Consider the following 26,248-nt stretch of genomic DNA (forward strand, 5'->3'; position numbering starts at 1 on the left):
CTGATCGCCATGAAGGCGCTCCTGCTTGAGAACATCCACGATGAAGCCGTTCGAACCTTGAAACAGGCCGGTTATGAGGTCGAGCGGGTGAGTGAGGCCCTCGACGAGGACGACCTCATCAGCGCTCTCGACGGAGTTGATCTGTTGGGTATCAGGTCGCGGACTCGCGTCAGCGGTCGGGTCGTCGAGGCGTGTGGTGACACTCTCACTGCTGTGGGAGCTTTCTGCATTGGCACGAACCAGATGGATCTGGCCACCATGGCCCAGGTTGGTGTTCCGGCTTTCAACGCCCCTTATTCCAATACCCGATCAGTTGTTGAACTGGTGATGGCGGAGATCACTGCGTTGGCCCGTCGTCTTGGTGATCGCAACACCCAGATGCACAACGGGGTGTGGCGCAAGTCCGCCATTGGGTCCCACGAGATCCGCGGTCGTCGTCTCGGCATCATCGGATACGGAAACATCGGCCAGCAGCTGTCCGTGGTGGCCGAAGCGATGGGCATGCAGGTCTTCTTCTACGACATTGCTGACGTCCTGCCCATGGGAAACGCCCACAAGTGTGAATCCATGGAAGAGCTGCTGGGCAGTGTTGAGACGGTGTCCTTGCACGTTGATGGACGCCCGAGCAACGACAACCTCATTGGAGCGCGGGAGTTTTCCATGATGAGGCCGCGCTCGTTGTTCCTCAACCTTTCTCGCGGCAAGGTCGTCGACATTGATGCTTTGGTTGACAATCTGCGTACCGGACACATCGCAGGTGCAGGAATCGACGTCTACCCTGAGGAACCCGCCTCGGGCAAGGAGCCGTTCATGTCCCCATTGCGTGAGCTGGACAATGTGATCCTCACTCCGCACATTGGTGGCTCCACCCAAGAGGCCCAGGTCGACATCGGTCGTTACGTCGCCGGGAAGCTCATTGATTACGTCGAAAATGGCGCAACCGGGATGAGCGTCAATATTCCCGAAATCACTCCGTCTCCGCGTACTGGCGCCCGTATCGGTCATCTTCATCGCAATATCCCCGGTGTGATGGCCACGCTCAACCGACTCGTCGCCGACCAGGGAGGCAACGTCACGTATCAGGCGCTGGCCACCAAGGGGGAGCTCGGCTATTGCGTCCTCGACATTGCCGAAACTGACGGCGAGTTGTTGGCCAATGTCACCGATCTCGAGGGGACGATTCGCGCCAGAATCCTCTGATCCCAACGACACAAGACAGCAGGAGGCGATGATCACCCGTCCGCTCCCTTACCAACGGGTCTGAGGTTGACGGCGGAGCCTCAATCCTCAGGCCTGACCAAGCCCAAGGCCTCGTCGTGAAGGAATCCGTTGGACGCCATGGCATTTCCTGACCAAGGGCCCTCCCTGCCATCGAGGCCAGTGAACTTGCCGCCGGCCTCGGTGACGATGACGTCAAGGGCGGCCATGTCGTGCAGTCCCAACTCCGGTTCGCATGCCAGGTCGACGACTCCCTCGGCCACCATCATGTACGACCAGAAATCACCGAAGGCGCGGGTACGCCACACCGATCTCATGAGCTCGCCGAAACCTCGACCGCGTCCACTTTCCACCCATCCGTGGAGGGAGGAGTAGGACAGGAAGGCGTCGTCAAGGTTGCGCACATTGGACACGTGAATGGGTGTTGCCGAGGCAAGTGACTTGCCGGTCCACGCCCCGGAACCCCTGGCGGCCCACCAGCGTCGTTTCAGGGCTGGAGCCGACACGACGGACGCGACGACCTGGTCCTCGACGCTGAGGGCAATAAGGGTGGCCCATACTGGAACTCCGCGTAGGAAATTCGCGGTGCCGTCGATCGGATCGATGATCCAGCGACGCGGGCCCTCGCCGGTGTCGGCCCGTTCCTCGCCATGTACGGCGTCTCGGGAGCGCATCCGCGACAAGGTGCGACGTACCGAATCCTCAACGGCCAGATCTGCGTCGGTCACTTCGGAACGATCGGGCTTGGTCGAGACCGTCAGGTCCCGGGCGCCGAATCGAGACGTCGTCAAGGAGTCGGCATCGTCAGCGAGAATGTGTGCCAAGCGGAGGTCATCGGTGTGATCGGCCATGTCCTCACCCTACTGGTGTGCGCGGCATCGAGGACACCGAAACTCAGGAGGTTTGCGATCGACAGTCCTAGGCTGAGGTCATGACGACAGATGAAACCTCCACCAAGGGCCCAGAGACACCCGCTCCGACTGATGACCTGGTGACGACTCACCACACCATCTCCACGGTTGACGGTGACCTCAGCTACACCGCAACCACCGGACGCATCGTCCTGGGCAGCGAGAAGATCGTCAACAATGCCTTCACCGCTCACACGCCGCTGGCTCTCATGGGAGTGACGGCCTACACCTTGGACGACATCGATCCCACCACGCGACCGTTGACATTCGTGTTCAATGGTGGCCCGGGATCCTCCTCGGTGTGGTTGCACATGGGCCTGGTTGGACCCCGCGTCGTTGATCCGGGGACCCCTGAGGACCCGGCCACCCCGCCGTTCCACCTCATGGACAACGAGCACACACTACTTCGGGAGACCGACCTCGTCGTCATTGATGCGATGTCGACCGGATACTCCCGAGTTGTTGACGGCGAGGACCCCACTCAGTGGCACGGCTGGAGCAAGGACGTCGAGCTCGTCAGTGAGCTCATCCGACTGTGGGTCACCCGTCATGGCAGGTGGGCAAGCCCGCTCTACCTGTTGGGAGAGTCCTACGGAACTGTCCGGGCCGTGAGTGTTGCGCAGCGCCTGCAGGACACCTTCTCGATGTACCTCAACGGCATCATCCTCGTCTCTTCCGTGCTCGACTTCGGTAACCAGGACTTCGAGGACCTCACCTGGGATCGCGCCTGCGTTGACTTCCTTCCAACTTATGCCGCCGTCGCCCACTACCACGGCCACAACGCTGATCGCAGCCTTGAAGACGTGCTCGCAGAGGCCGAGGAATTCGCCGTCGGTCCCTACCGTCAGGCTCTCGCCGCCGGTCATCGCCTTGACCGTGCGGAGAGGGGTCAGGTCACGGAGACCATGTCCCGGCTCACCGGTCTGAACGGCGGCTACATCGAACGTGCCGACCTGCGTGTCGAACACATGCGCTTCTGCACCGAGCTGCTGCGTGGCGAGGGCAAGGTTGTCGGCCGTATCGACGGCCGCTACAAGGGTGCGTTGCCGAAGCGAACCGACGAGATTGCCGACACCGACCCGAGTGGCGACGACACCGGGGCAGCCTTCGTCCATGGCTTCCAACACTACCTGCGCAGCGAGCTCGGGGTGACCACCGAGTCCCAGTACAACCTGGGCCTGCCGCTGTACAAGAACTGGAATTACAAGGAGTTTCAGGGCCGTCCGGTCAACGTCACCGACAAGCTGGAACGGGTCATGCGAGCTCAGAAGGGCCTGCACATGCGCGTCGAATACGCCCACTACGACCTGGCCACCCCGTATTTTGCGGCTCGCGACACCATCAACCATCTCAAGCTCGACGACGATGCCTTCGATCGCATCGAGGAGGCCTTCTTCGACACCGGTCACATGCCGTACATTGGCTGTCGTGATGAAGAAGCCGACGGGATCGCAACCTTCATCCGTCGTACCAGCGGACGTCTTGCCATCGAGGTGCTTGAGGAGAACGCCGAGGACAACCGGGATGACAGCAAGTGAATGACGCTGCTGCCCTGCTCAGCGCGGGGCGGTAGCGCTCAACAGGCGTCGCAGTGAGTCCACCCGGGACTGCCGCACCCTTCCCGTGGCGAGGGCCTCGTCAATGGCGCACCCGGGACTGTCGTCACTGTGGCGGCACCCGCGTGGGCACTCGACGGCAACCTCGTCGAGTTCCTGGAAACTGGCGAGGATGTCATCGGGCTCGACGTGGGACAGGCCAAAGGACCGCACCCCAGGGGTGTCGATGATCCAGCCGCCCTGGGGCAGCGGGATCGCTTCCGCGCTGGTGGAGGTGTGGCGGCCACGCCCGGTGACGTCGTTGACGTGGCCCGTGACCCGATGGACGCCGGGAACCACAGCATTGATGAGCGTTGATTTTCCGACTCCGGAATGGCCGACGAGTACGCTGATCCTGCCGTCCAGCAGCTCGTGAAGATCCTTCAGATCGCTACCTGGGCGGCTGGTCACGACCGGAATCCCCAAGTCGCAGTAGAGCGCCACGAAGTCATCCCCCGGCGCCAGATCAGCCTTGGTCAGGCAGATGACGGGGGAAACCCCGGAGGCGTGGGCAGCCACCAGAATACGGTCGATCATCCCGGGACGCGGTGGGGGATCGGCGAGGGCGGTGACGATGACCACCTGATTGGCATTGGCAACGATGGGACGCTCATGCGGATCGGTGTCGTCGGCCGTGCGACGCAGGACGGTGGCACGTTCCTCGGTGTGGACGATTCTGGCCAACGTCCCCTCGCCACCCGACACGTCGCCGTCAAGACGCACTTTGTCCCCGACGATGACTGACTTGCGGCCAAGTTGTCGTGCCTTGGCAGCGATGACCTCACTGTCGTCATCGAGACGGCAGCGGTATCGGCCTCTGTCGATGGTGATGACGGTCCCGATGGGCAACGAGGAGTGATCCGGGCGTTGCTTGGTTCGCGGCTTGGTGCGGCGACGTGGTCGGTCGTAGGAGGACCAGTCGCTGGTGTCGATTCCCGAGGAGGCCAGACGTCGTGGTGACACTCAGCTCTCCTTGACGAGGTCAGCCCACATCTGTGGGAACTGCGGCATGGTCTTGGCCGTGCACGTGATGTCGTCGAGCTCGATCCTGTTGACGGCCAGGCCCAGAAGGGCACCGGCATGGGCCATCCGGTGATCGGCGTAGCACCGGATCAACCCGCCATTGAGGGAGTCGGCACCGTGACCGTCGATCTGCAGACCGTCCTCGGTCTGTTGGACGGTGACGCCGATCCTGGACAATTCATGCTCGAGGGCGGCAAGGCGATCGGTTTCGTGGCCGCGAATGTGTGCGACCCCACGAATACGCGACGGCCCCTGGGCAAGGGACGCAACAGCAGCCACAACGGGGGTGAGCTCGCTCGCTTCATGCAGGTCGACGTCGATCGGTTGGAGGGCTTGCCATCCGGGGGATTCCAGTGTCATCGAGCCTTCGGAATGAGTCGCTGTGGCTCCCATCATCGTGGCGATCTGGATGAACTGTGCCCCGGGTTGGGCGCTGGATGCAGGCCATGCCTGCACCGTCACGAATCCGCCAGCGACCAGGGACGCGGCGAGGAAGACGGCGGCATTGGTGAGGTCTGGCTCGATGACGTGGTCAAGGGCGTGAATCGGGCCGGGCCGCACCACCCAGTGGCAGAGCTCGTCACTGGTCACCGTGACGCCACGATCCGCCAGCATCTCGCAGGTCATGGCGATGTGGGGAGCTGACGGCACAGACGTCCCGTCGTGATGAAGATCAATACCACGTGGGAAGCGAGCCGCGGCTAACAACAAGGCCGAGATGAACTGGCTCGACGTCGAGGAATCGATCGTCACCTCGGGGCCACCCAGACGGTCAGGAGCTGTCATGGCGAATGGCAGCTGGTTGGAATCAACTGTCACACCGAGCTGGCGCAACCCGTCGAGAACGGGGCCGATCGGACGTCGGCAAGCCTGCGTGTCACCGACGAAACGGGTCTTGCCGGGGACAAGTGCGGCAACCCCCGGGAGGAACCTCATGACGGTGCCGGCGAGGCCGCAGTCAATCAGACCGGCAGAATGCGCCAGGCCGGGCATGACTCGAACCGAGGACGGGCCGACTGGCTGGATGTCAGCACCGAGGCGCTGCAGCCCGGCGGTCATGAGGGCAGAGTCACGCGAGGTGAGGACACCGTCAAGGACGCTGGGTCCGTCACCGAGTGCAGCGAGAACAAGGGCGCGGTTCGTCTGGGACTTGGATCCCGGGACGACGACACGCCCCGCGAGACGATGGTCGACTCGCGGGGCGGTCCAGCGGTGCTGGTCAGTCAGCAATCTTCTTCTGAGCCTTCTTGGCCTTTTTCTGCGCCTTGACAGCTTCCTTCTGAGCTCTTTCCTGGGCCTTCTTGAGCTTCTTGCGGGCCGACTTCGACAAGTCGTCGACGGAGGAGCTGACGGCCTTGCGCTGGTCGCTGGCAGCAGACGAGACCCGACGCTGGGTGTCAGCAGCGCGCCAAGCCAGGCTGGGACGACCGGCGGTGTCGCGGGAGGCCATCATGGCCCCACCCAGAAGAGCGACGTTACGCAGCAGGACCGAACGGGCCGCGGCGCGCTCGTCCTTCGGCAAGGACTTGTCAGGAATGGAAGCGAGCACATGCGGAATCATCGTGGTGGCGACAACTCCGGCACCGACACGACGGGCGAGACCCGTCGCCATTCCAAGACCGCCACAAGCCTGGGCAGCGCCGGTGATGCGAACCAAGATCTTGGTGTCCTCAGGGATGTACGCGCCGACAGATGCCGGCAGTGCGCGCTGTACCAGAGGAAGGAGACGGTCGGCAACCGGCTCGGCATCCTCCACGAAGGAATCGGGCTTCATCGCGGAGTTCGTCCCCTTGACGATGAAGTAACTGGCGAACATGGTTCGGCCCAAGCCTCGGATGATACTCATGAATACATGTCTACCGCGCCAACGGCCACCGCGGTAGCCGGATGGGCAATATTTTCGTCAGATGAACACGTGCCGTGGGAATAGATCAACCTTTGTGATGTGTTGACCGGACATGAACGCTGTCCTCACCACGCGATGTACCGGGCGGAGCCGTCGCCCCTCCGATCGTCATCGGCGCTGTGCATTAAGCTGGACAGCGATGACCACAGGAGAGCCCAAATCCATGATGAATCGCCGCGGGGACGCGTCGAGCACCATGGATGTCACCAAGGAAACCGAGGCTGAAAGGGCCGAGCGGTTCGAACGTGATGCCCTCGAGTATCTTGATCAGCTCTACGGCGCCGCGCTGCGAATGACCCGTAACGCGGCTGACGCCGAGGACGTCGTCCAGGAGACCTATGCGAAGGCATTCGTGTCATTCCGTCAGTTCCGCCCAGGGACCAATCTCAAGGCTTGGCTCTACCGCATCCTGACGAACACCTACATCAATTCGTACCGAAAGGCCCAGCGCCGACCGCAGACCTCCGACGATGAGGACGTCGAGGACTGGCAGATCGCGCGGGCTGCATCCCATGACAGCAACGGACTTCGATCCGCCGAGTTGGAAGCCTTGGACGGGCTGCCCGACCAGCAGATCCTTGATGCTCTTGACGGGCTGTCCGACGAGTTCCGACAGGTTGTGCTGTTGGCCGACGTCGAGGGATTCGCCTACAAGGAAATCGCCGAGATCATGGGTACGCCCATCGGTACGGTGATGAGCCGGCTCAACCGCGCCCGCAAGCAGCTGCGCACGCAGCTGGTTGACGTCGCAGGTGCGCGAGGGATTGGCCCTCACGCCGGTCAGGTCGACGAGGAGTATCTCGGCCGTCCGGAGTTGGCCCGTGTGGCAGGAAAAGAGGGACCACGATGACACAGCCCCTCGGTGACGAGGAATCCTGTTACTGGGTCATTGACCACCTCCAGGATTTCCTGCACGGTGAGATGAGTGCGCAGGACGCCGACGCGTTCCGCCGTCACATCGTGGCTTGCGAGAGCTGCATGGACGAGGCGGACATGGAGGCAGCCGTGTCCCGTGCCCTCAAGCGATGCAATCGCACTGTTGCTGCGCCGATGCAGTTGCGCAGCCGTGTCGTGCACATGCACGTGGCATATCGCTGACAGTCCTGACACCGCCCACCGGGGCCGAAGCATGTACAAAAGACCCCCGTCCATATGGACGGGGGTCTCGTCAGCCCACAAAAAACTCAGGCGTTGGGACGCTTACCGTGGTTGGCGCCCTTCTTGCGACGCGCACGACGCTTACGACCAGTCTTGCCCATGGCGCTCTCCTTCCTGAGGGGTCACAAACCTCCCTACTGATGAAGGAGGGTCCGCGCGGATGCGCGGCAACGACGACTAATTCTGCCGTATCGGGTGGGCGTGCCCCAAATCGAGACGCACATTCGTCGACAACAGGCGCCGGGTGGAGATCGCTCGATCCTGGTCACTAGAGTGACGGCATGCCTGCCATCAATCGCTTGGTCGCCGACCGGACCAGCCTCGCTGCTGCCGACATCACATGGCTCGAGGAACTCGTCGACGACTGGCAGATGTTGGCCGACACGTCCTTTTCCGATCTTATCCTCTGGGTTCCCGACAAGGACCCCAATGTTTTCTGGGCCGCGGCCCAAGTCCGTCCCGACACCGGCCCGACCGCCCTGGAGGACGACGTCGTCGGCGAGTCGGTCTCCTACGACGACGAGAGCCTCGTCACCGAGGCGTTCATGAGCGCCGAGATGTGCGAGACCAGCGACAACAAGCTGTCGGCGGGTATTCCTGTGGACGTCTGGGCGATTCCCGTCATTCGTCATGACGATGTCATCGCCGTGGTCGAAAGACACACCAACCAGATGGGGGTGCGAGCTCCCGGCAGCACCGAGGACAATTACCTCGAAATCGCCGACATCCTGTCCGAGATGCTTCACCATGGTCGGTTCCCGCTCTTTCCGGACTCTGACCGGGCACTGGCTCCGAAGGTGACCGACGGCGTCATCAGGGTCGCGTCGACGGGAATGGTAACCTTTGCCAGCCCGAATGCCCTGTCGGCCTTCCGCCGCCTGGGCCTGGCAGGAGACCTGGACGGCGAGTACTTCATTCCGACGGTTCGGGACCTGTGCCCCAAGGTGCGCGAGGTCGGGCAGTCCCTCACCCTCGATCTGGAAGGCAGGTGGCTTTCCGAGACCGATGTCGAGAACTCCGAGGCGACCTTGCGTGCCCGCGTCATTCCCCTGCAGACCTGGCTGGATGACGTCGAGGTCTCGGCAGGAACGATGATTCTCATCCGCGATCTCACCGAGTTGCGGGACCGAGATCGTCAGCTCGTCACCAAGGACGCCACGATCCGTGAGATCCATCACCGGGTCAAGAACAACCTGCAGACTGTGGCAGCTCTGCTGCGTCTGCAGTCGCGACGGATCAGGAATCCGGACGCCAAGGAAGCTCTCCAACTGGCCATGGGACGAGTCTCGGCCATCGCCGTGGTGCACGAGATCCTGTCACAGAACTTCGAGGAGCAGGTTGCCTTCGACGAGGTCGCCGATCGCATCCTCCACATGGTCGGGGACGTCGCAGCATCATCAGGATCTGTGGTGGCGCGGCGCGAGGGGACCTTCGGCAGTGTTCCTGCCGAGGCTGCCACAGCATTGTCACTGGCGACGACGGAGCTGTGCCAGAATGCCATTGAGCACAGCCTGGCCTCCTCATCGGGAAACGTCATCGTGCGTCCTCACCGCACCGAAGACTCGCTGGTCGTCGACATCGTCAACGACGGAAAGCCTCTACCGGAGGGGTTCGTGCTCGACCGGCACCGAAGCTCCTTGGGCCTGTCCATCGTCACGACATTGGTCCAGGACCTCGGTGGAACCTTCACCCTCGAGAACAATCCTGACGGCGTGGGGACCTGCGCCAAACTCGTGATCCCGCTTGACCGGTTGTGAGTCTGAGACGCGACCGTCGGTCGGCCCGGGATGGATTCGAATCATTCTGGGCTGCTGTCCGACCTGCGTCAGGACCGACGAACACGCGAGCGGGACTGACGACGCTTGATGGCGCGCCTCTCATCCTCGCTCATGCCGCCCCACACACCGTGATCCTGGCCGGCTTCCAGAGCCCAGGCCAGGCACTCGGTGCGAACCTCGCAGCGGGCACAGACCTTCTTGGCCTCCTCGATCTGGGCAAGGGCCGGGCCGGTGTTCCCAATCGGGAAGAACAGCTCGGGATCCTCAGTCAGGCAGGCAGCCCTGTGGCGCCAGTCCATGCCTCTTCGACTCCTTCTCCCCAGCGCAACCCGGGGCACGTGTGATATGCGGGTGGATGACCCGTCATGCCGTACGACCGACGAGCGACCGTGCGGCGGGCAACCATCAAAGTTTGGCAACCGTCGAATGTTCTGGCAAGAGCATCCACCGAAGGACGAACATCCTCCCACGAATTATCCGGACACGATGAACGTTAATCCGGGAGATGACGCTTCGAGGAGTTCGCGGCCAGTTCGATTATGATACGTCGCCGGTCCACCCGTGCAGGAGCAAAACAATGATTCCCTCAGGCGAGCAGGAGTCATGATCGCCAACGGTCTGCTTCACGTCGTTGCCCTGGTGTCTCAGTCGTCCTCGTCGTCGAGTCGGGCGAGGAAGGTGGCCAGACGCTCAACGGGGACTTCAAACTCTGGGTTGAGGTCGACGAAGTGACGTAGCTCGTCGGCCAGCCACGCGAAGGTGATGTCCTCGTCTCCGCGACGATCCTCCAGTTCCTCAATGCCCCTGTCGGTGAAATACATGGGCACAATGATGCACCACGGCGCCACCCATTGTGGGATGGCGCCGTGGTGGTGATCAGGCGGGTCAGGCGATGGCCTTCTCGAGCAGCTCCTGCTCCTCGCGGACGTGCACGCTGTGCTGGCCCACGGAGGGGGCTGAGGACGGCGGACGCGTCACGGCGGTCAGGTCATCGAGGAAGCCGGGCAGTGTGTGGGACATCGCCTGAGGCAGGTGGGTGAGGATGTAGTACCAGGCACCCTGGTTCTCCGGCTCCTCCTGCACCCAACGAACGTCAGTGACGTTGCTGTAGGGTGCGAGCACCTCGGTCAGCTCCTTGTCTGGTAGCGGATAGAGACGCTCCAGCGGAATAATGGCCAGCTGCCCGTCGAGTCCGGCAGACTTGCGCCGCTTGACGAGCTCCCAGCGCACCTTGCCCGAGCACAGGATGACCTTCTTGACGGTCGACGGATCAGTGATTGACGGATCGGGAAGGACCGGACGCCACTTGCCGGTGGTGAACTCCTCTGGGTCAGAGGTCGCCATCTTGTTGCGCAGCATGGACTTCGGGGTCGCGATGACGACCGGTCGGTGCATGTTGACATAGGCGTGCTGACGCAGCAGATGGCTGTAGCTGGCCGGGGTCGAGGGTTGGCAGACAGCCAGGGCGTCCTCGCTGCACAGGTTGAGGAAGCGCTCCAGACGGGCTGAGGAATGGTCCGGTCCCTGGCCCTCATAGCCGTGGGGGAGCAGCAGGACGACGCCGGACTTCTGGCCCCACTTCGAACCTGCCGAAGCGATGAACTCGTCAATGATTGTCTGGGCTCCGTTGACGAAGTCACCGAACTGGGCCTCCCACAGCACCAGGGAGTCCGGACGGGCGACCGAATACCCGTACTCGAAGCCCATTGCTGCGTACTCGTTGAGTGGGGAGTCGAACACGTCCAGGTGAGCCTGTTCGCCACCGAGGTGGTTGACGGGCACGTAGAACCCTCCGGTCGCACGATCGACCAGGGCCGCGAAGCGCTGCGAAAAGGTGCCGCGGCGGCTGTCCTGCCCGGCCAGGCGGACGTGGACGCCATCACGCAGCAGGGAGCCCAAGGCGATCATCTCGCCGGTTGCCCAGTCGATCCCACCCTCGCGGATGTGCTTGGCGCGACGCGTCATCTGAGGAGCAACCTTGGGATGGGCGTTGAAAGTCTCCGGCAGGTTCTCGTGAGCCCGGGCGACGGCCTCCAAGGTGTCGGCCTCGACCTTGGTCGGATGCAGGCCACTGTGCTTGACGGGGTAGTCCGGAACGCCGCTGTAGGGCTCGGGCTTCGAGGTGGCCTCCCGGACCTCCTTGAAGACCGTCTCCAAGCGAGACCGGAACTTCGACATCACGGCATCGGCGTCCTCGTCGGTGATGTCACCACGACCGATGAGGCTCTCGGTGTAGAGCTTTCGGGTCGAGCGCTTCTCAACGATGAGGTCGTACATGTGCGGCTGAGTGAAGCTGGGATCATCGCCCTCGTTGTGGCCGCGGCGGCGGTAGCAGATCACGTCGATGACAACGTCACGGTGGAAGGTCTGACGGTACTCGTAGGCAATACGAGCAGCATGGACAACCGTTGCGGGGTCATCTCCATTGACGTGCAGGACCGGCGCCCCGACGGCCTTGGCAACATCGGTGCAATAGGTCGAGGAACGTCCGTCACGAGGCGAGGTGGTGAATCCGACCTGGTTGTTGACGACGACGTGGATGGTGCCACCGGTGCGGTATCCGTCGAGCTGGCTCATCTGCAGGGTCTCGTAGACGACACCCTGACCCGAGAAGGCAGCGTCACCGTGCATGAGGATTGGCAGCACCGGGAAGTCGTCCGGGTTGCCCAGAGCGTCGAGCTTGGCCCGGCAGATGCCCTCAAGGACCGGATCGACGGCTTCGAGGTGACTCGGGTTGGCGGCGACCGAGGCCTTGATGGTGTTGCCGGAGGCTGCGGTGAACTCACCCTCGTCACCGAGGTGGTACTTGACGTCACCGGATCCCTGCGAGTTCACCGGTTCGGCATTGCCCTCGAACTCACGGAAGATCTGTCCGTAGGACTTGCCGATGATGTTGGCCAGCACGTTGAGACGACCGCGGTGAGGCATGCCGATACACACCTCGTCGAGGCCGTTGTCGGCAGCCTGGTTACACAGTGCAGCCAACAGGACGATGGCCGACTCTCCACCCTCGAGGCTGAACCGCTTCTGACCGACAAACTTGGTCTGCAGGAAGGTCTCGAAGATCTCGGCCTCATTGAGCTGGTCGAGGATCTGCAGGTGCATCTCGCGGGAGAGGGGCTGGTGCTCCTTCTCGAAACGATCCTGGAACCATTTGCGCTGCTCGTGGTCAGCAATGTGCATGTATTCGATGCCCATCGTCGAGGCGTAGGAGTCACGCAGGATCGTGAGGATCTCACGCAGAGTCATGATGGCGCGACGCTGCCCGGCGAAGTTCGCGATCGGGAAGGTGCGGTCCATGTCCCACAAGGTCAGGCCGTGGCTGTTGAGCATGAGATCGTGGTGGAACCGCGGTCGGTATTCGATGGGATCGATGTCGGCGGACAGGTGGCCGAAGCGACGCCAGGAGTTGATGAGTTCGATGACGCGGGCTTGCTTGCCGACCTGGTCGGGGCGGTTGGCCTGACGGTCGCTTGCCCACTGGACCGGAGCGTAGGGGATGCGTAGCGACTCGAAGATGCTCTCGTAGAAGCGATCGGCGCCCAGGAGCAGCTGGTGCATGCGCCGCAGGAACTCGCCGGACTGGGCGCCCTGGATGATGCGGTGATCGTAGGTGGAGGTGAGGGTCGTCACCTTGGAGATGCCGAGCTCCGCCATACGAGTGGGAGAGTTGCCCTGGTAACCAGCCGGGTAATCGATCGAGCCGACGCCGAGGATCATGCCCTGACCAGGCATGAGGCGGGCAATGGAGTGGTTGGTGCCGAAACCACCGGGGTTCGTCAGGGAGGTCGTGACCCCCTTGAAATCCTCGATAGTCAGCTCATTGGTGCGCCCCTTGCGGACGATCTCCTCGTAGGCACGCCAGAAGTTGAGGAAGTTCATTTGCTCGGCGCCCTTGATCGCGGGCACCACGAGCTTGCGGGAGCCGTCCTTGTTGACGACGTCAATGGCCATGCCGAGGTTGATCTGACGGTTCTCGATGAGGTGTGGCTTGCCGTCAATCTCGGCGTAGGAGTTGTTCATGGCAGGAATGGTTTTCAAGGCCTGAACCATCGCGTAGGCGAGGATGTGGGTGAAGGAGACCTTGCCGCCCTTCGCCTTGCGGAGGAAATTGTTGATCATGGTGCGCTGCTCGATGACAAGCTGCATCGGCACGTCACGCACCGTGGTGGCAGTCGGCATGGTCAGTGACTGATCCATGTTCTTGGCGGTGCGCATCGGCGCACCCTTCATCTTCGTCACCGTCGGCTCGACGGTCTCCAGCTTCGCGCTGTGACGCGGGGCATCGGCCGTCAGCAGAGGACGGGCAGGCTTGCGGGAGACCATCGATGGTTCGGGCTCTGATGCCACGTCCATGGCTCTCGGCGTCGAGGTGGGGCCGGGCTTGAGAGTCCGCTCAGGCTTGGGATCCTGACGCGCAGGCTGTTCGTCGACAGTCGATCCATTCACCTCGTCGTACGTCTGGGTCGCCTCGTGGCGAAAAAAGGTGACCCAGGCGGGATCGACCGAGGTCGGATCATTCTGGTACTGGTCGCGCATCTCCTCGATGAGCCAGTCATTGGCCCCGAAATCAGAAGAGTTGTTGGACTTGTCGTGTGGGGCGGGACTCACCACTGCCTTCTTCCGTCAAACCGTCGTGTCAAGCATTCGCGGAACCTCTGGAAAGGCCCTCCGAGCTGCGTTGCTCCATCTGTGTCCATCGACCCAGACGTCATGATCGTAGCCGGATTGACCAAGCCATCCCAACAATTTGGGCGCATCGGGGAACACCGCCCCCCGATCGCTCAAATGTGAGATTGGTCACCGCGCTTCCAGAGCAGCGTGGGCTGGTCTTGCCGGTGCCGATGCTGGCTGGGTGGGACGGTCCACGCGGAGGCTCGCGATGAGCGCGACAACACAAACCACGAGGGTCACAAGGGTCATGACGTTACGGGCGACCAAGACGCTCGTACTGGCGCGGCCGGGAGACGACCCGATGATGCCGCCGTAATGCAGTGGGTACACCAGTTGGGTCATGCAGGCTGTGATGAGCAGGAACCCCGCGACGATCCAGCACCATGTCCGGGCCCAGGACAGGGCGCTCGGATTGGGAGGATTCTCAGAGGTGTTCTCCCCCCGGACTCGATCGAGAACCATGGCTGCTGGCGCAGCCCACCACACGAAGTACTGAGGGGACAACGTCTTGTTGGCGATGATGAGATCGCCGATGATGACGAGATCAGCCAGCACAGCGCTGCGGTAGTCAAGACCATTGCGTCGCCACGAGAGAAGGGCCATCCCGATCGCCAGCGCCACGGTGAGGGACATGAGGACGGTCGAGATCGATTGCCACGTAGACACGCCTGGTCCATAGATTTCGAAGGCGTTGTACTTCGACATCTCGACCTTGTAACCACCGTCGGGGTTCTTGAACCGTTGGTACATGGGGACGGTTGCGAGTACGGATTCAGCCTGGAGGCCCCGGTCCGACTGCCACGTCAGGGGGGACATGAGTCGGTCCCATCCGCCTGCCAGCAACGAGGCCAGTGCAAGCGCAATGCCAGTCACACTGAACGCGATGAGGCGTCGGACAGCTGCCTTGTGCCGGGAAATCATGGGAAGGATGAGAAGGGCCGGCCACAGCTTCACCGCGGCACCCAAGGCAATCATGACACCACAAGCGGCGGGGTGACGTCGGCACCATAAGACTGCCAACCCCACGCAAACGGCGGGGACCATGTCGAAGCGATTCCACATGATCGGTCCGAGGCATGGCACCAGGACGATCCACCACAGTGCCCCAGCTCGGTGGCCTTCGAGCCACATGGCGACAGCGAGCAGCGCGTCAAGCAGCAGCATCGTCGTGGCGAATGCCGGTAAGAAGTAGGAGTTACCGGCAGACCAGTACAAGGCTCGCAGGAACCACACGACAGGAATCGGATACTCCGGAAGAACTGCTGAATCGGGCTGTCCGCTCTGCATCCACCACAGGTAGTACTGCACATCCCCGGTGATGTAGTTCGACGACGGTTTGATGAAGACGTGGAGCATGATCATGCGTCCGACGACCCACAGCATGATGGCACCGGTCCCGGAGAACAGGGCGGCTCGTGATCTCTGATGAGGAGAGTCGGTGTCAAAGACTTGCACGATGTGAAACCCTAGCCGACAAACTGGTGCCCCGCTGCGTCACTGGTGGGCGCTCCCGGAGGGATTCGAACCCTCGCTCCCGCCTCCGGAGGGCGGTGCTCTATCCCCTGAGCTACGGGAGCCGTTGGGTCCGTGGGCCCCGACTGTCCGTTGACTTTAGCGCACGGGTGGGGTGATTTGCCATTCATGACCACGGGTATGGACACCTGCCAGTCCTGTCGTCACTCTCTGGCAAGGTGGAACCATGACGCACATGCACGTTGCCGGCTCGGTCCATGCCGACGTCGCGGCTGCCGGGCCTCAGTGGCTGACCCTGCCCGATGACGTCAACGCCTTGGATCCTGCGCTCTGGTCAGCGTCAACGGGACGTGGCGATGATGGAATCGTCGATGTCGCAGGCGTTTGCGTGACAGATCTTCTGGCCGAGTACGGTTCCCCCCTCTACGTCCTTGACGAGGCTGACTTCCGCCAGCGCGCCCGGACCTTCCGCGACGCTTTCGCAGGCTGGGACGTCTACTACGCAGGCAAGGCCTTCCTGACGCGCACCGTCGCCTCCTGGATCGACGAGGAAGGCCTTTGTCTGGACACCTGCACCGGTGGAGAGCTCATCACCGCTCTCCAGGGCGGAATGGATCCTGCGCGCATCGGCCTGCACGGGAACAACAAGTCCATTGACGAGCTCAAGTTGGCGCTCAGTACCGGGGTCGGTCGGATCATCGTCGACTCGCTTGATGAAATCACCCTTGTCGAGAATCTATGTCGCGAGCACGGCTGGCACGCCCGTGTCATGGTGCGTGTCACGGCGGGTGTCGAGGCTCATACACACGAGTACATCGCCACCGCACATGAGGACCAGAAGTTCGGTTTCTCGATCACCAATGGTGCAGCCATGGTGGCCATGGTGAGGTGCCACACCAGTGATGTCATTGACCTGTTGGGCATTCATTCCCACATTGGCTCCCAGATCTTCGACACCGCAGGTTTCGAGGTGGCGGCTCGTCGCACCATGAAACTGCTCGAACAGTTCAAGCAGGCTACCGGTATTGCCCTGCCGGAACTCGACCTCGGTGGCGGATTCGGTATTGCCTACACCAGCCAGGATTCTCCGGCCACCGCTGAGAGCCTGGCTGACTCCCTTCGGGAGATCGTCGCCCTTGAGGCCAGGGGGAGAGGAATGGCGGTTCCTCACGTCTGTCTGGAGCCTGGTCGTGCGATCGTCGGGCCGACGACGATGGCCCTGTACACCGTCGGCACTGTCAAGCCGGTGGACCTGTCCACCGGCGCTCAGCGGATCTACGTGTCGGTTGACGGTGGCATGAGCGACAACATTCGTCCTGCTCTCTATGCCGCGGAATACTCCGCCGTCATCGCCAACCGTGCCTCCACGGTCACCCCGTTGCTGTGCCGCGTCGTTGGAAAGCACTGCGAGGCCGGCGACATCCTGGTCCGCGACGTGTACCTCCCCGGCGATGTGTCTCCGGGCGACGTCATCGCAGTTCCTGGTGCCGGCGCCTATTCACGGTCCATGGCATCCAACTACAACCACATACCGAGACCTGCTGTCGTCTGCGTCGGTACCGGAGATCCCCCTGGCACATCGGTATTGCTACGGCGCGAGAGCATTGACGACCTGCTGTCCCTGGATCCGGGCCCTGTCAAGTCCGAGGTGACGTGGCCGTGATAGATCACAAAAGCAGGTGGCCCAGGCCCCCTCAACAATCATCAGCTGACAACAACGAGATGAGGACGAGATGACGAACACCATCGATTCCGCGTCAGCCCAGCCGATCCGCGTGGCCCTCCTGGGGTGCGGGGTCGTGGGTTCCCAGGTGGCCCGCATGATTGAGTCCCGCAGCGACGACGTCACCGCTCGAGTGGGCCGTCGCGTCGAGCTCGCAGGCATCGCTGTTGCCCATCCTGATCGCCCGCGCCAGGGCCTTGACTCGCGGCTGTTCACGGATGATCCGACAGCGCTGGTCAATCGTGGCGACATTGACATCGTCATCGAGCTCATCGGTGGCATCGACCCTGCGCGTCAGCTCCTGACAACCGCCCTTGAGAAGGGTCATTCCGTCGTCACCGCCAACAAGGCTCTGCTGGCCGCCCATGGTACGCAACTGCACGCGGTCGCCGAGGATCATGGCGTCGACCTCTATTACGAAGCTGCTGTGGCCGGAGCCATCCCGATCGTTCGGCCTCTGCGCGAGTCACTCGTCGGTGACCAGATCACCCGAGTCATGGGCATCGTGAATGGTACGACGAATTACATCCTCGACCAGATGACGACCACGGGAGCAGGTTTCGACGAGGCCCTGGCCCAGGCGCAGGCCAAGGGATATGCCGAGGCTGATCCGACTGCCGACGTCGAGGGCTATGACGCCGCTGCCAAGGCGGCCCTGCTGTCCACCCTGGCGTTTCACACGCGCATGCGCGGCGACCAGGTGTACCGGGAGGGCATTACTGCGATCACCCGTGAGGACATTGCCGCCGCTCGGGACATGGACTGCGTCATCAAGCTGCTCGCCGTCTGTCAGGCCGCCCCTGTCGGTATCTCCGCTCGCGTTCATCCGGCTCTGATTCCTGCCGCTCATCCGCTGGGCGGAGTGTCCGGCGCCTTCAATGCTGTCTTCGTGGAGGCCCGCGAAGCCGGACACCTGATGTTCCTCGGGCCGGGTGCTGGGGGTGCCCCGACGGCCTCAGCCGTGATGGGTGACTTGGTGACGGTGGCTCGTAACCTGGTTCGAGGAGTGGCCGGGCCTCCCCAGGACGTCTACGGCGAGTTCCCGATTCTGCCCATCGCCGACGTGCACACCAGGTTCCACCTGCGCCTGCAGGTGCGCGATGAACCGGGCGTCCTCGCCGAGGTCGCGAAGATCTTCGCGAGTCATGGTGTCTCCTTGCAGACCGTCCAGCAGTCAGCGGTGGAGGGCAATGACCGTGCCGACGGCTGGTCCGCGACCCTCAAGATCCTCACCCACGAGGCCCGAGAGTGCGACGTCCAGGAATGCGTCGATGAACTCACCGGACACCATTACGTCAACTCTGATCCTCGTGTCATCCGAGTGGAGGGAATGTGATCATGACCAAGCAGAAGTGTCCCTTCGGCGTCATCGAGAATTACCGAGACCATCTCCCGATGGAGGGTATCGACGAGATCATCACCCTGGGGGAGGGCTCCACACCGTTGGTGCCTGCGTCGCGTCTAGGCGCCGAGCTTGACGCCTCGGTGTGGATCAAGGTCGAGGGGGCCAACCCGACCGGTTCCTTCAAGGACCGGGGCATGACGATGGCCATGACGAAAGCCGTGGCCGATGGTTCCAAGGCCGTCGTGTGTGCCTCCACCGGCAACACCTCGGCCTCGGCCTCGGCCTACGCAACCCGGGCCGGCATGACCCCAGTCGTGCTTCTTCCGCAAGGAAAGATCGCGGCCGGCAAGCTTGCCCAGGCCGTCGTCCATGGCGGTCGCATCATCCAGGTCCTCGGAAATTTCGACGACTGTCTTCGCATCGCTCGTGAGCTGGCCGAGAACTTCCCGGTGTCCTTGGTGAACTCGGTCAACCCGTACCGCATCGAAGGGCAGAAGACGGCTGCCTTCGAAATCGTCGACGTCCTCGGCGATGCCCCTGACATCCATGCCCTGCCGGTCGGCAATGCAGGAAACATCACCGCGTACTGGAAGGGTTATCGTGAGTACGCCGCTGACGGCTCTGCTGGTCACGCCCCGAGGATGTTTGGGTTCCAGGCCTCTGGGGCTGCTCCGCTGGTGTTGGGCCACGACGTCGACGATCCCGAAACAGTGGCCACGGCCATTCGTATCGGCCGTCCGGCATCGGGCAGTCTCGCCCTTGCCGCCCGCGATGAGTCGAACGGTCTCATCGAGGCCGTCACCGATGAGCAGATCCTCAACGCGCAGGCTTTCCTGGCAGCTCGCGAAGGCATTTTCGTGGAGCCAGCCTCGGCCGCTGGGGTGGCCGGTCTTCTCAAGCTGAAGTCTGAGGGTCGTCTGGAGTCCGGGCAGCGCATCGTCATCACGGTGACGGGCAATGGCCTCAAAGACATCGACACTGCTCTGAGCCGTACCACCTTGTCGACCGAGGCCGTCGAGGCGTCGACCGACAAGGTCGCAGCGTTGTTGGATTTCCACTCCTGAGAGGTTGACAATGGCTGACAGTGTGCGGGTGCGTGTTCCTGCCACCTCGGCGAATCTGGGTCCTGGCTATGACTGTATGGGCCTGGCACTGGACCTGTGGGACGACGTTGGAGTCGAAGTCCTTGATCAACCCGGGGTGCAGATCGATGTCACGGGGCAGGGGGCCGACACCGTTCCCCATGACGAATCTCACCTTGTCGTCGCGACGCTGCGACAGGGGTTGGTGGAACTGGGTTACCCCCACCCGGGTGCTGGATTGCACCTGACCGCTGTCAACGCCATTCCGCACAGCCGTGGCCTCGGGTCCTCGGCTGCGGCAATCGTGTCAGGATTGGCCTTGGCCTGGGGACTGGCGCGTCCCGGAGTCCCGTTGGATCGCACCGAGCTGCTGACGATGGCGGCTGCCATCGAGGGGCATCCTGACAATGCCGCCCCGGCCATCCTCGGCGGTGCCCAGCTGGCGTGGTTGAGCGGGGACGTCGTCAATCACATCGGGCTGGCCGTCAACCCGTCAATCATCTTCCGGGTCTTCGTTCCCGACCGCCATATGCCCACTGCACTGGCACGCCAGGTCCTTCCAGAGCAGGTCGATCGTGGCGACGCCGTGCACCAAGTTCTGGCCGCGTCCCTCCTGGTCACAGCGTTGACGACCGCACCGGAACACCTGTTGGCTGCCACTCAGGACTGGCTACATCAGCCTTACCGTCGCACTCTCATGCCGGAGTCAGCTGCGCTCATGGACACCCTGCGCGATCGTGGTGTGGCCACCGTTGTTTCCGGCGCCGGACCCACCGTCCTGGCCTTGGGAACGCGTGAACAGTTCGAGGCAGCCTGCGACGTCGACGCGACCGGTTTCGTCGTCCACGATCTCGTTCTCGGTGAAGGTGTTCATGTCCTTTGACCGCTGTGTGAACGCGATCCGTTGTGTGCGTTATAGTAGTGACGTACACGCGCCGGATGCGCGCAATTCCCCACTGACGATCGAGTCGTGACCCTTGTGTCACAGTCCCGTCCTTGGGGACCATGTCCTCGGCGTTCGAGGGCCTCGAACGCCACACCATGGCCGAGAGTCTCACTCAGCAGACCATCCCGGATCTCCGTGGTGTCAGCCGCCCGACCCATTGTCGATTCCGACGGCAGGCCCGATGAAACCTCGCCCGCCGGAAGTTGCACCGGCCAGGGCAGTTCGAAGGGACTTACGTGACTCAAACCTCACAGCCGGGTGGATCCTCGGATCTGTCCACGAAGTTGCTGCCTGAACTTCGATCCATCGCCACCCAGATGGGTATCAAGGGAGCTCGCAGTATGCGCAAGGCTGACCTCGTGGCCGCCATCTCAGAAGGGGGATACCCAGGAGCCAGGAAACCAGCCCCGCGCCGTGACGGTGGTCAAAAGCCCCACACTTCCGGTGAGGGGGACCAGACCCGTCCACAGCGTACCCAGCGTCGTCGCGACAATGACCTGATCGATTCCGAGTCGCGCTCCTCGAAGGGCGAGAACACTCCGTCGGTCGGTGACCTTCTTGAGTCCGCGGAAGCACACAAGCGCGCCGACAAGACGAAGAAGCTGGAAGGCGACGGCCAGCGTGGCGAGGACGACACCAACGACCGTCCGCACGGCGACAATGGCGACCGTGGCGGCAGAGGAGACCCGCCGCGTCGTCGGGCTCGCAACACCTCCCGCGAGAATTCCAACGGAGATTCCGGCGACAGCAATGTCAACGATGAGGTCGGTGCCCGGTTGGAGGCACTCTCGCGTGGGAAGAACGGCGAGCGTTCCCAACTGGATCGCGGAGGTCATCGTGACCGCACCAACAATGACAACGACTCGAACCATGAGTCCGACGACGACTATGGCCGCTCCTCGGACTACGGCAATGGTGGTCGCCGCTCGCGCCGTCGCCGTCAACGCGATCGACAGAACCGTCGCAAGCGTTCCAACGATCGTTACTCAGATTCCGAGCCGAATGTCCGCGAGGATGACGTCCTCGTGCCGTGCTCCGGCATTCTCGACACTCGCGACCAGTACGCTTTCGTGCGTACCTCGGGATACCTGCCCGGCTCGAACGATGCCTATGTCTCAATGGCCATGGTTCGTCGTCATGGGCTACGCAAGGGCGATGTCATCGTCGGTCAGATGCGTGCACACCGCGAGGGGGAAAGGCGTGAGAAGTTCGCACCCTTGGTCAAGATCGAGCAGGTCAATGGTGCGGATCCTGAGCAGATGAAGCAGCGTCCCGAGTTCTCCAAGCTCACCCCGCTGTATCCGCAGGAGCGTCTGCGTCTCGAGGATGACCCGAAGAACATGACCGGCCGCATCATCGACCTGGTCAGCCCGATCGGTAAGGGCCAGCGCGGCCTCATCGTCTCGCCTCCGAAGGCCGGCAAGACGATGATCATGCAGTCGATCGCGAACTCGATCACCAAGAACAATCCTGAGGTTCACCTCATGGTGGTGTTGGTCGACGAGCGCCCTGAGGAGGTCACCGACTTCCAGCGCACCGTCAGTGGTGAGGTCATTGCGTCGACCTTTGATCGTCCTGCCGACGATCACACCCAGTTGTCCGAGTTGGCCATCGAGCGAGCCAAGCGTCTGGTGGAACTCGGTCATGACGTCGTCATTCTGCTGGACGGCATCACCCGTCTGGGACGTGCCTACAACCTGGCCGCCCCCGCCTCCGGACGTATCCTCTCCGGTGGTGTCGACTCGGCCGCTCTGTATCCGCCCAAGAAGTTCTTCGGCGCGGCCCGAAACATCGAGCACGGCGGCTCCCTGACGATTCTCGCCACCGCCCTCGTGGAGACTGGCTCGAAGATGGATGAGGTCATCTTCGAGGAATTCAAGGGCACCGGCAACATGGAGTTGCGCCTGCGCCGCGAATTCGCAAACAAGAGGCTCTTCCCGGCCATTGATGTCGACGCATCCGGTACCCGGCGCGAGGAATTGCTGCTCTCGCGTGAGGAGACCGCGATCATGTGGAAGCTGCGCCGCGTTCTCTCTGGTCTGGAAGGCTCCCAGGCCCTCGAGATGATGCTCTCGAGGCTGCGCAAGACTCAGACCAACGTCGAATTCCTCTACACGATTTCCAAGACGACTCCCAGCCAGGACTGACACGGCCGAGTGGACCGGTACCGGCCATTCGGTGTACTGTGGAGCGCCGGTTCCGGTTCACGCCCGAGTGGATCAGTCGGGCGACCCGGAGCACGTTTGATTAAGGAGATCACATATGAAGCAGGGAATTCATCCCGAGTACCATGAGACGACCGTGGTGTGCACGTGTGGGAACACCTTCACCACCCACAGCACCGCGAAGTCCGGCACCCTCAATGCCGACGTCTGCTCGCAGTGTCACCCGTTCTACACCGGTAAGCAGAAGATTCTCGACACCGGTGGCCGCGTCGCCCGGTTCGAGCGCCGCTACGGCAAGAAGAACTGACGTCGTCCATCAATGACGTATCACCATGACGCCGGGCTCATGCTCGGCGTCATGGTCGTTTCCGGGGCCTTTCAACGCCCCCCGGGCATGGTTGGTCAGGAGGGTCATGAGTGAATCGACGCAGCAAGCGGTTGACGAGGTTCGTCGTCGGCTGCGGGAGGTTGAGACCCAACTTGCCGACCCACATGTGTTGTCTGACCCGGCAGTGATGGGGCGATTGGGCAAACGCCACTCACGCCTATGTCACGTTGTGTCAGTCGCCGACCGCGTCAACCAGCTGACCGCAGACATCCAGGCCGCTGACGACCTTGCCGACGAGGACCCCGCCTTTGCGCAGGAGGCCGAAACCCTGCGAAACCACCTCGATGCCTTCAATGCTGAACTGACCGAGCTGCTCGTCCCCTCGGACCCACTCGATCATGAGGACGCCTTGGTCGAGATCCATTCGGGTGAGGGCGGCGAGGAGTCCGCCCTCTTCGCCGCTGATCTGCTGCGGATGTACACGCGCTACGCCGAGAGGGTTGGCTGGTCGGTTCGTGAACTCACCAGCGAGTTGACTGACTTGGGTGGTTACCGTTCTGTCGTCGTCGCCGTCGAGGGTGTGCCGTCACACCCGGCGTACGGCTACCTTAAGCACGAGGGCGGCGTTCACCGAGTTCAGCGGGTGCCAGTGACGGAATCCGCTGGACGTATTCACACCTCAGCGGTCGGTGTCCTCGTCATGCCTGACGTCGACGAGACAGAGGTGGACATCGATCCTGCCGATGTTCGCGTCGACGTGTACCGCTCGTCGGGCCCCGGCGGACAAGGAGTCAACACCACCGATTCCGCGGTCCGTCTCACCCACCTTCCAACCGGAATCGTCGCCAGCTGCCAAAACGAACGTAGTCAGCTGCAGAACAAGACCGAGGCCATGCGGATGCTGCGTGCCAAGGTTGCTGCTCTGGCTGCCCAGCGAGCTGCTGATGAGAATGATCGTATGCGCCGGGACCAGGTCCGTACCGTTGACCGCTCGGCGCGAGTGCGGACCTACAACTTCCCGGAGAATCGGCTCACCGACCACCGCATCGGCTACAAGTCCCGCAAACTCGACCAAATCCTCGCGGGTGATCTCGGCGAGGTACTTGATGCTCTCCACACAGACGAGGTGAGACGGCGGATGGCTGACGAGCGTCATGAGCAGGAGGCCTCATGACAGATCCCAGCCCCTCACTGCTTCTGGCACGAGCTACCCGAAAGCTGGCCACCGGAGGTGTCGAAACCCCAGCTGCTGACGCACGGATGTTGCTGTGCGAGGCCCTTGACGTCCAACCCGCCACGCTTGTCTTCGTGTCGAGTGTGAGCCCTCATGACGCGGATCGCTTCGACGAGATGGTGGACCGACGTCGATCCGGGGAACCGACCCAATACATCGTCGGTCATGCCTGGTTCCGCGGGCTGCGCATGGACGTTGGACCTGGGGTCTTCATACCTCGGCCGGAAACCGAATTGCTGGTCGAACGGGCCGTTGACGAGGCACGCCGTCTCGTCATGGCCGGATCCGCCCCGAGCGTCATCGATCTGTGTGCGGGTACCGGCGCCATCGCGCTAGCGATTGCCAGCGAGGTACCAGGAGCGCGTGTCAGCGCGGTCGAGCTCGATGAGGACGCCTTGGTGTGGACTCGTGGGAACCTTGCCGGTTCCGGGGTGGAAGTTCTCGCCGGTGACGCATTGGAGGTGCCGGATGATGGACGTCGCTTCGATGTCGTCGTCACCAACCCACCGTATCTGCGACGCGTCGATGCTGCTGCCATGCCCACTGACGTCACGGACCACGAACCCGACCTCGCGCTGTTCTCCGGGGATGACGGGTTGGACCTTCCACGTCGACTCATTGACCGTGCATCAGAGCTCCTCGTGCCGGGAGGACTGTTCGTGATGGAACATGGTGACACTCACCGCCAGGCCGTGACTGAGTACATGACGACGACGGCACAGTGGGACGAAGTCGAGGATCATGATGATCTGGCAGGTAGGCCGAGGTTCGTCACTGCTCGACGACGGTGGAAGGATGTATGGCATGGATGAGACTGACCAGACGATGGTCGAGGACAACGAGCTGACGGAAGGCGCTGACGTGGAGTCGGCCGACAGTCAGTCCGATCCCATTGAGGCCGAGGCCGACACGGAGGGCATCGGGACCACCCCGCTCATTCTCGATGTCACGAATCCAGACACCTACGAAGCGGCTCTGGAACAGGCCGCGGATGCCATCGCTGATGGCGAGTGCATCGTCCTGCCGACCGACACCGTGTACGGGATCGGCGCTGATGCCCTCGACACCTTGGCCGTTCAGCGTCTTCTCAATGCCAAGGAACGCGGGCGTGACATGCCACCGCCGATCCTCGTCAGTGATTCGGTCGCGCTGCCGGCCCTGTGCCAGCGCATCCCGGCCGCAGCGGAGGCTCTCGCGCAGAAGTACTGGCCAGGTGGTCTGACTCTCATCCTGCGTGCTCAGGAGTCGCTCGGGATGGACCTGGGAGAGACCAACGGGACTCTTGCCGTGCGCGTCCCTGACCAGGAGCAGACCCGTGAGTTGTTGCGCATGACGGGCCCCATGGCGGTCTCGAGTGCGAACAAGTCCGGACATTCGGCTGCGCTGACGGCTCAGGGAGCCGCCGAACAACTCGGCGTCACGGTTGCGGTGTATCTGGACGCCGGACCGAGTCGGGTAGGGGAGGCGTCCACCATCATCGACTTCGTGTCGACCACTGACGGCAAGATCGTTCGTCAGGGTGCCTTGTCCTTGGAGGCCATCCACGAGGTGGCTCCCGATGTTGTCGGAATGGAAGAGCCCAAAGCCGCCGAGGAGGACGTTCGCAAGGCCGACACCACTTCGTCGGACGAGCCCGGTCCAGACTCCGAGCCTCCAGCCACCTCGACCGGCGAGAACTGACCCGCGAAC

The 26,248-nt window shown here is 62.6% G+C and carries 23 protein-coding genes and 1 tRNA gene; 14 read left to right on the plus strand and 10 right to left on the minus strand.

Annotated features, from left to right (window positions below):
- The first annotated feature begins 9 nt into the window (after positions 1 to 9).
- Positions 10 to 1,200 (plus strand): phosphoglycerate dehydrogenase, encoded by a 1,191-nt coding sequence (serA, locus tag ACUCCZ_RS04545; protein ID WP_435916453.1) that lies wholly within the window; start codon positions 10 to 12, stop codon positions 1,198 to 1,200.
- Between the two features lie 80 nt (positions 1,201 to 1,280).
- Here serA and ACUCCZ_RS04550 read toward each other — a convergent pair whose 3' ends face one another.
- Positions 1,281 to 2,069 (minus strand): inositol monophosphatase family protein, encoded by a 789-nt coding sequence (locus tag ACUCCZ_RS04550; RefSeq protein ID WP_435916454.1) that lies wholly within the window; start codon positions 2,067 to 2,069, stop codon positions 1,281 to 1,283.
- A gap of 80 nt (positions 2,070 to 2,149) precedes the next feature.
- On the opposite strand from ACUCCZ_RS04550, the gene ACUCCZ_RS04555 reads away from it, so the two are divergent.
- Positions 2,150 to 3,667: a S10 family peptidase gene (locus ACUCCZ_RS04555; protein ID WP_435916455.1), complete on the plus strand. Its 1,518-nt coding sequence runs from the start codon at positions 2,150 to 2,152 to the stop codon at positions 3,665 to 3,667.
- A gap of 18 nt (positions 3,668 to 3,685) precedes the next feature.
- Here ACUCCZ_RS04555 and rsgA read toward each other — a convergent pair whose 3' ends face one another.
- From rsgA to ACUCCZ_RS04570, 3 genes are read right to left on the minus strand one after another with little or no spacing between them, the layout of a single operon-like run.
- Positions 3,686 to 4,687 (minus strand): ribosome small subunit-dependent GTPase A, encoded by a 1,002-nt coding sequence (rsgA, locus tag ACUCCZ_RS04560; protein ID WP_435916456.1) that lies wholly within the window; start codon positions 4,685 to 4,687, stop codon positions 3,686 to 3,688.
- Complete coding sequence (aroA, locus tag ACUCCZ_RS04565; protein ID WP_435916458.1) at positions 4,688 to 5,977, minus strand: 3-phosphoshikimate 1-carboxyvinyltransferase; 1,290 nt, start codon at positions 5,975 to 5,977, stop codon at positions 4,688 to 4,690.
- Positions 5,967 to 6,593, minus strand: a complete 627-nt coding sequence (locus ACUCCZ_RS04570) for a DoxX family protein (protein ID WP_435916459.1) — start codon at positions 6,591 to 6,593, stop codon at positions 5,967 to 5,969. Before ACUCCZ_RS04570 ends, aroA begins: the two co-directional genes overlap by 11 nt.
- A 226-nt stretch (positions 6,594 to 6,819) precedes the next feature.
- Between ACUCCZ_RS04570 and ACUCCZ_RS04575 the strand changes: the two genes are divergently transcribed.
- Positions 6,820 to 7,503 (plus strand): sigma-70 family RNA polymerase sigma factor, encoded by a 684-nt coding sequence (locus ACUCCZ_RS04575; protein WP_435916991.1) that lies wholly within the window; start codon positions 6,820 to 6,822, stop codon positions 7,501 to 7,503.
- Positions 7,500 to 7,751 (plus strand): zf-HC2 domain-containing protein, encoded by a 252-nt coding sequence (locus ACUCCZ_RS04580; protein WP_435916460.1) that lies wholly within the window; start codon positions 7,500 to 7,502, stop codon positions 7,749 to 7,751. Before ACUCCZ_RS04575 ends, ACUCCZ_RS04580 begins: the two co-directional genes overlap by 4 nt.
- Positions 7,752 to 7,837: 86 nt before the next feature.
- Here the strand turns inward: ACUCCZ_RS04580 and ACUCCZ_RS04585 are convergent, their stop codons facing one another.
- On the minus strand, positions 7,838 to 7,912 hold the full coding sequence (locus ACUCCZ_RS04585; protein WP_369797015.1) for a 50S ribosomal protein bL37: 75 nt from the start codon (positions 7,910 to 7,912) through the stop codon (positions 7,838 to 7,840).
- Positions 7,913 to 8,092: 180 nt separating this feature from the next.
- Between ACUCCZ_RS04585 and ACUCCZ_RS04590 the strand changes: the two genes are divergently transcribed.
- Positions 8,093 to 9,568 carry a sensor histidine kinase gene (locus tag ACUCCZ_RS04590; protein WP_435916461.1) on the plus strand — a complete coding sequence of 492 codons (1,476 nt, stop codon included), beginning with the start codon at positions 8,093 to 8,095 and terminating at the stop codon, positions 9,566 to 9,568.
- A gap of 68 nt (positions 9,569 to 9,636) precedes the next feature.
- Here the strand turns inward: ACUCCZ_RS04590 and ACUCCZ_RS04595 are convergent, their stop codons facing one another.
- The 5 genes from ACUCCZ_RS04595 to ACUCCZ_RS04615 all read right to left on the minus strand — a co-directional run bounded on the left by ACUCCZ_RS04595 (position 9,637) and on the right by ACUCCZ_RS04615 (position 15,840).
- The gene (locus ACUCCZ_RS04595; RefSeq protein WP_435916462.1) at positions 9,637 to 9,888 is read right to left on the minus strand and encodes a WhiB family transcriptional regulator; all 252 of its coding nucleotides are present in this window, start codon (positions 9,886 to 9,888) and stop codon (positions 9,637 to 9,639) included.
- 345 nt (positions 9,889 to 10,233) lie between these two features.
- A complete protein-coding gene (locus ACUCCZ_RS04600; RefSeq protein WP_435916463.1) occupies positions 10,234 to 10,410 on the minus strand; it encodes a DUF6104 family protein in 177 nt (58 codons plus the stop codon).
- A gap of 64 nt (positions 10,411 to 10,474) precedes the next feature.
- Entirely contained in the window at positions 10,475 to 14,203 is a 3,729-nt protein-coding gene (locus ACUCCZ_RS04605) for a multifunctional oxoglutarate decarboxylase/oxoglutarate dehydrogenase thiamine pyrophosphate-binding subunit/dihydrolipoyllysine-residue succinyltransferase subunit (protein WP_435916464.1), read from the minus strand.
- Positions 14,204 to 14,389: 186 nt separating this feature from the next.
- Complete coding sequence (locus ACUCCZ_RS04610) at positions 14,390 to 15,619, minus strand: glycosyltransferase 87 family protein (RefSeq protein ID WP_435916992.1); 1,230 nt, start codon at positions 15,617 to 15,619, stop codon at positions 14,390 to 14,392.
- A gap of 149 nt (positions 15,620 to 15,768) precedes the next feature.
- Positions 15,769 to 15,840: transfer RNA gene (locus ACUCCZ_RS04615), tRNA-Arg, on the minus strand.
- A gap of 122 nt (positions 15,841 to 15,962) precedes the next feature.
- Between ACUCCZ_RS04615 and lysA the strand changes: the two genes are divergently transcribed.
- The 9 genes from lysA (at position 15,963) to ACUCCZ_RS04660 (ending at position 26,239) form a co-directional block, all read left to right on the plus strand.
- Positions 15,963 to 17,399, plus strand: coding sequence for a diaminopimelate decarboxylase (lysA, locus tag ACUCCZ_RS04620; protein WP_435916465.1), 1,437 nt, complete (start codon positions 15,963 to 15,965; stop codon positions 17,397 to 17,399).
- Positions 17,400 to 17,469: 70 nt separating this feature from the next.
- Positions 17,470 to 18,795, plus strand: coding sequence for a homoserine dehydrogenase (locus ACUCCZ_RS04625; protein ID WP_435916466.1), 1,326 nt, complete (start codon positions 17,470 to 17,472; stop codon positions 18,793 to 18,795).
- Between the two features lie 2 nt (positions 18,796 to 18,797).
- Positions 18,798 to 19,868 (plus strand): threonine synthase, encoded by a 1,071-nt coding sequence (gene thrC / locus ACUCCZ_RS04630; RefSeq protein ID WP_435916467.1) that lies wholly within the window; start codon positions 18,798 to 18,800, stop codon positions 19,866 to 19,868.
- Positions 19,869 to 19,878: 10 nt separating this feature from the next.
- Positions 19,879 to 20,769, plus strand: coding sequence for a homoserine kinase (gene thrB / locus ACUCCZ_RS04635; RefSeq protein WP_435916468.1), 891 nt, complete (start codon positions 19,879 to 19,881; stop codon positions 20,767 to 20,769).
- A 299-nt stretch (positions 20,770 to 21,068) separates the two neighbouring features.
- Positions 21,069 to 22,979 carry a transcription termination factor Rho gene (gene rho, locus ACUCCZ_RS04640; protein WP_435916469.1) on the plus strand — a complete coding sequence of 637 codons (1,911 nt, stop codon included), beginning with the start codon at positions 21,069 to 21,071 and terminating at the stop codon, positions 22,977 to 22,979.
- Between the two features lie 115 nt (positions 22,980 to 23,094).
- Positions 23,095 to 23,304, plus strand: coding sequence for a 50S ribosomal protein L31 (gene rpmE, locus ACUCCZ_RS04645; protein WP_435916470.1), 210 nt, complete (start codon positions 23,095 to 23,097; stop codon positions 23,302 to 23,304).
- A gap of 106 nt (positions 23,305 to 23,410) precedes the next feature.
- Positions 23,411 to 24,499: a peptide chain release factor 1 gene (gene prfA / locus ACUCCZ_RS04650; protein WP_435916471.1), complete on the plus strand. Its 1,089-nt coding sequence runs from the start codon at positions 23,411 to 23,413 to the stop codon at positions 24,497 to 24,499.
- The gene (gene prmC, locus ACUCCZ_RS04655; RefSeq protein WP_435916472.1) at positions 24,496 to 25,371 is read left to right on the plus strand and encodes a peptide chain release factor N(5)-glutamine methyltransferase; all 876 of its coding nucleotides are present in this window, start codon (positions 24,496 to 24,498) and stop codon (positions 25,369 to 25,371) included. Before prfA ends, prmC begins: the two co-directional genes overlap by 4 nt.
- Positions 25,364 to 26,239, plus strand: a complete 876-nt coding sequence (locus ACUCCZ_RS04660) for an L-threonylcarbamoyladenylate synthase (RefSeq protein ID WP_435916473.1) — start codon at positions 25,364 to 25,366, stop codon at positions 26,237 to 26,239. Before prmC ends, ACUCCZ_RS04660 begins: the two co-directional genes overlap by 8 nt.
- Positions 26,240 to 26,248 lie beyond the last annotated feature (9 nt).

Source organism: Cutibacterium nasicola, assembly GCF_052654715.2.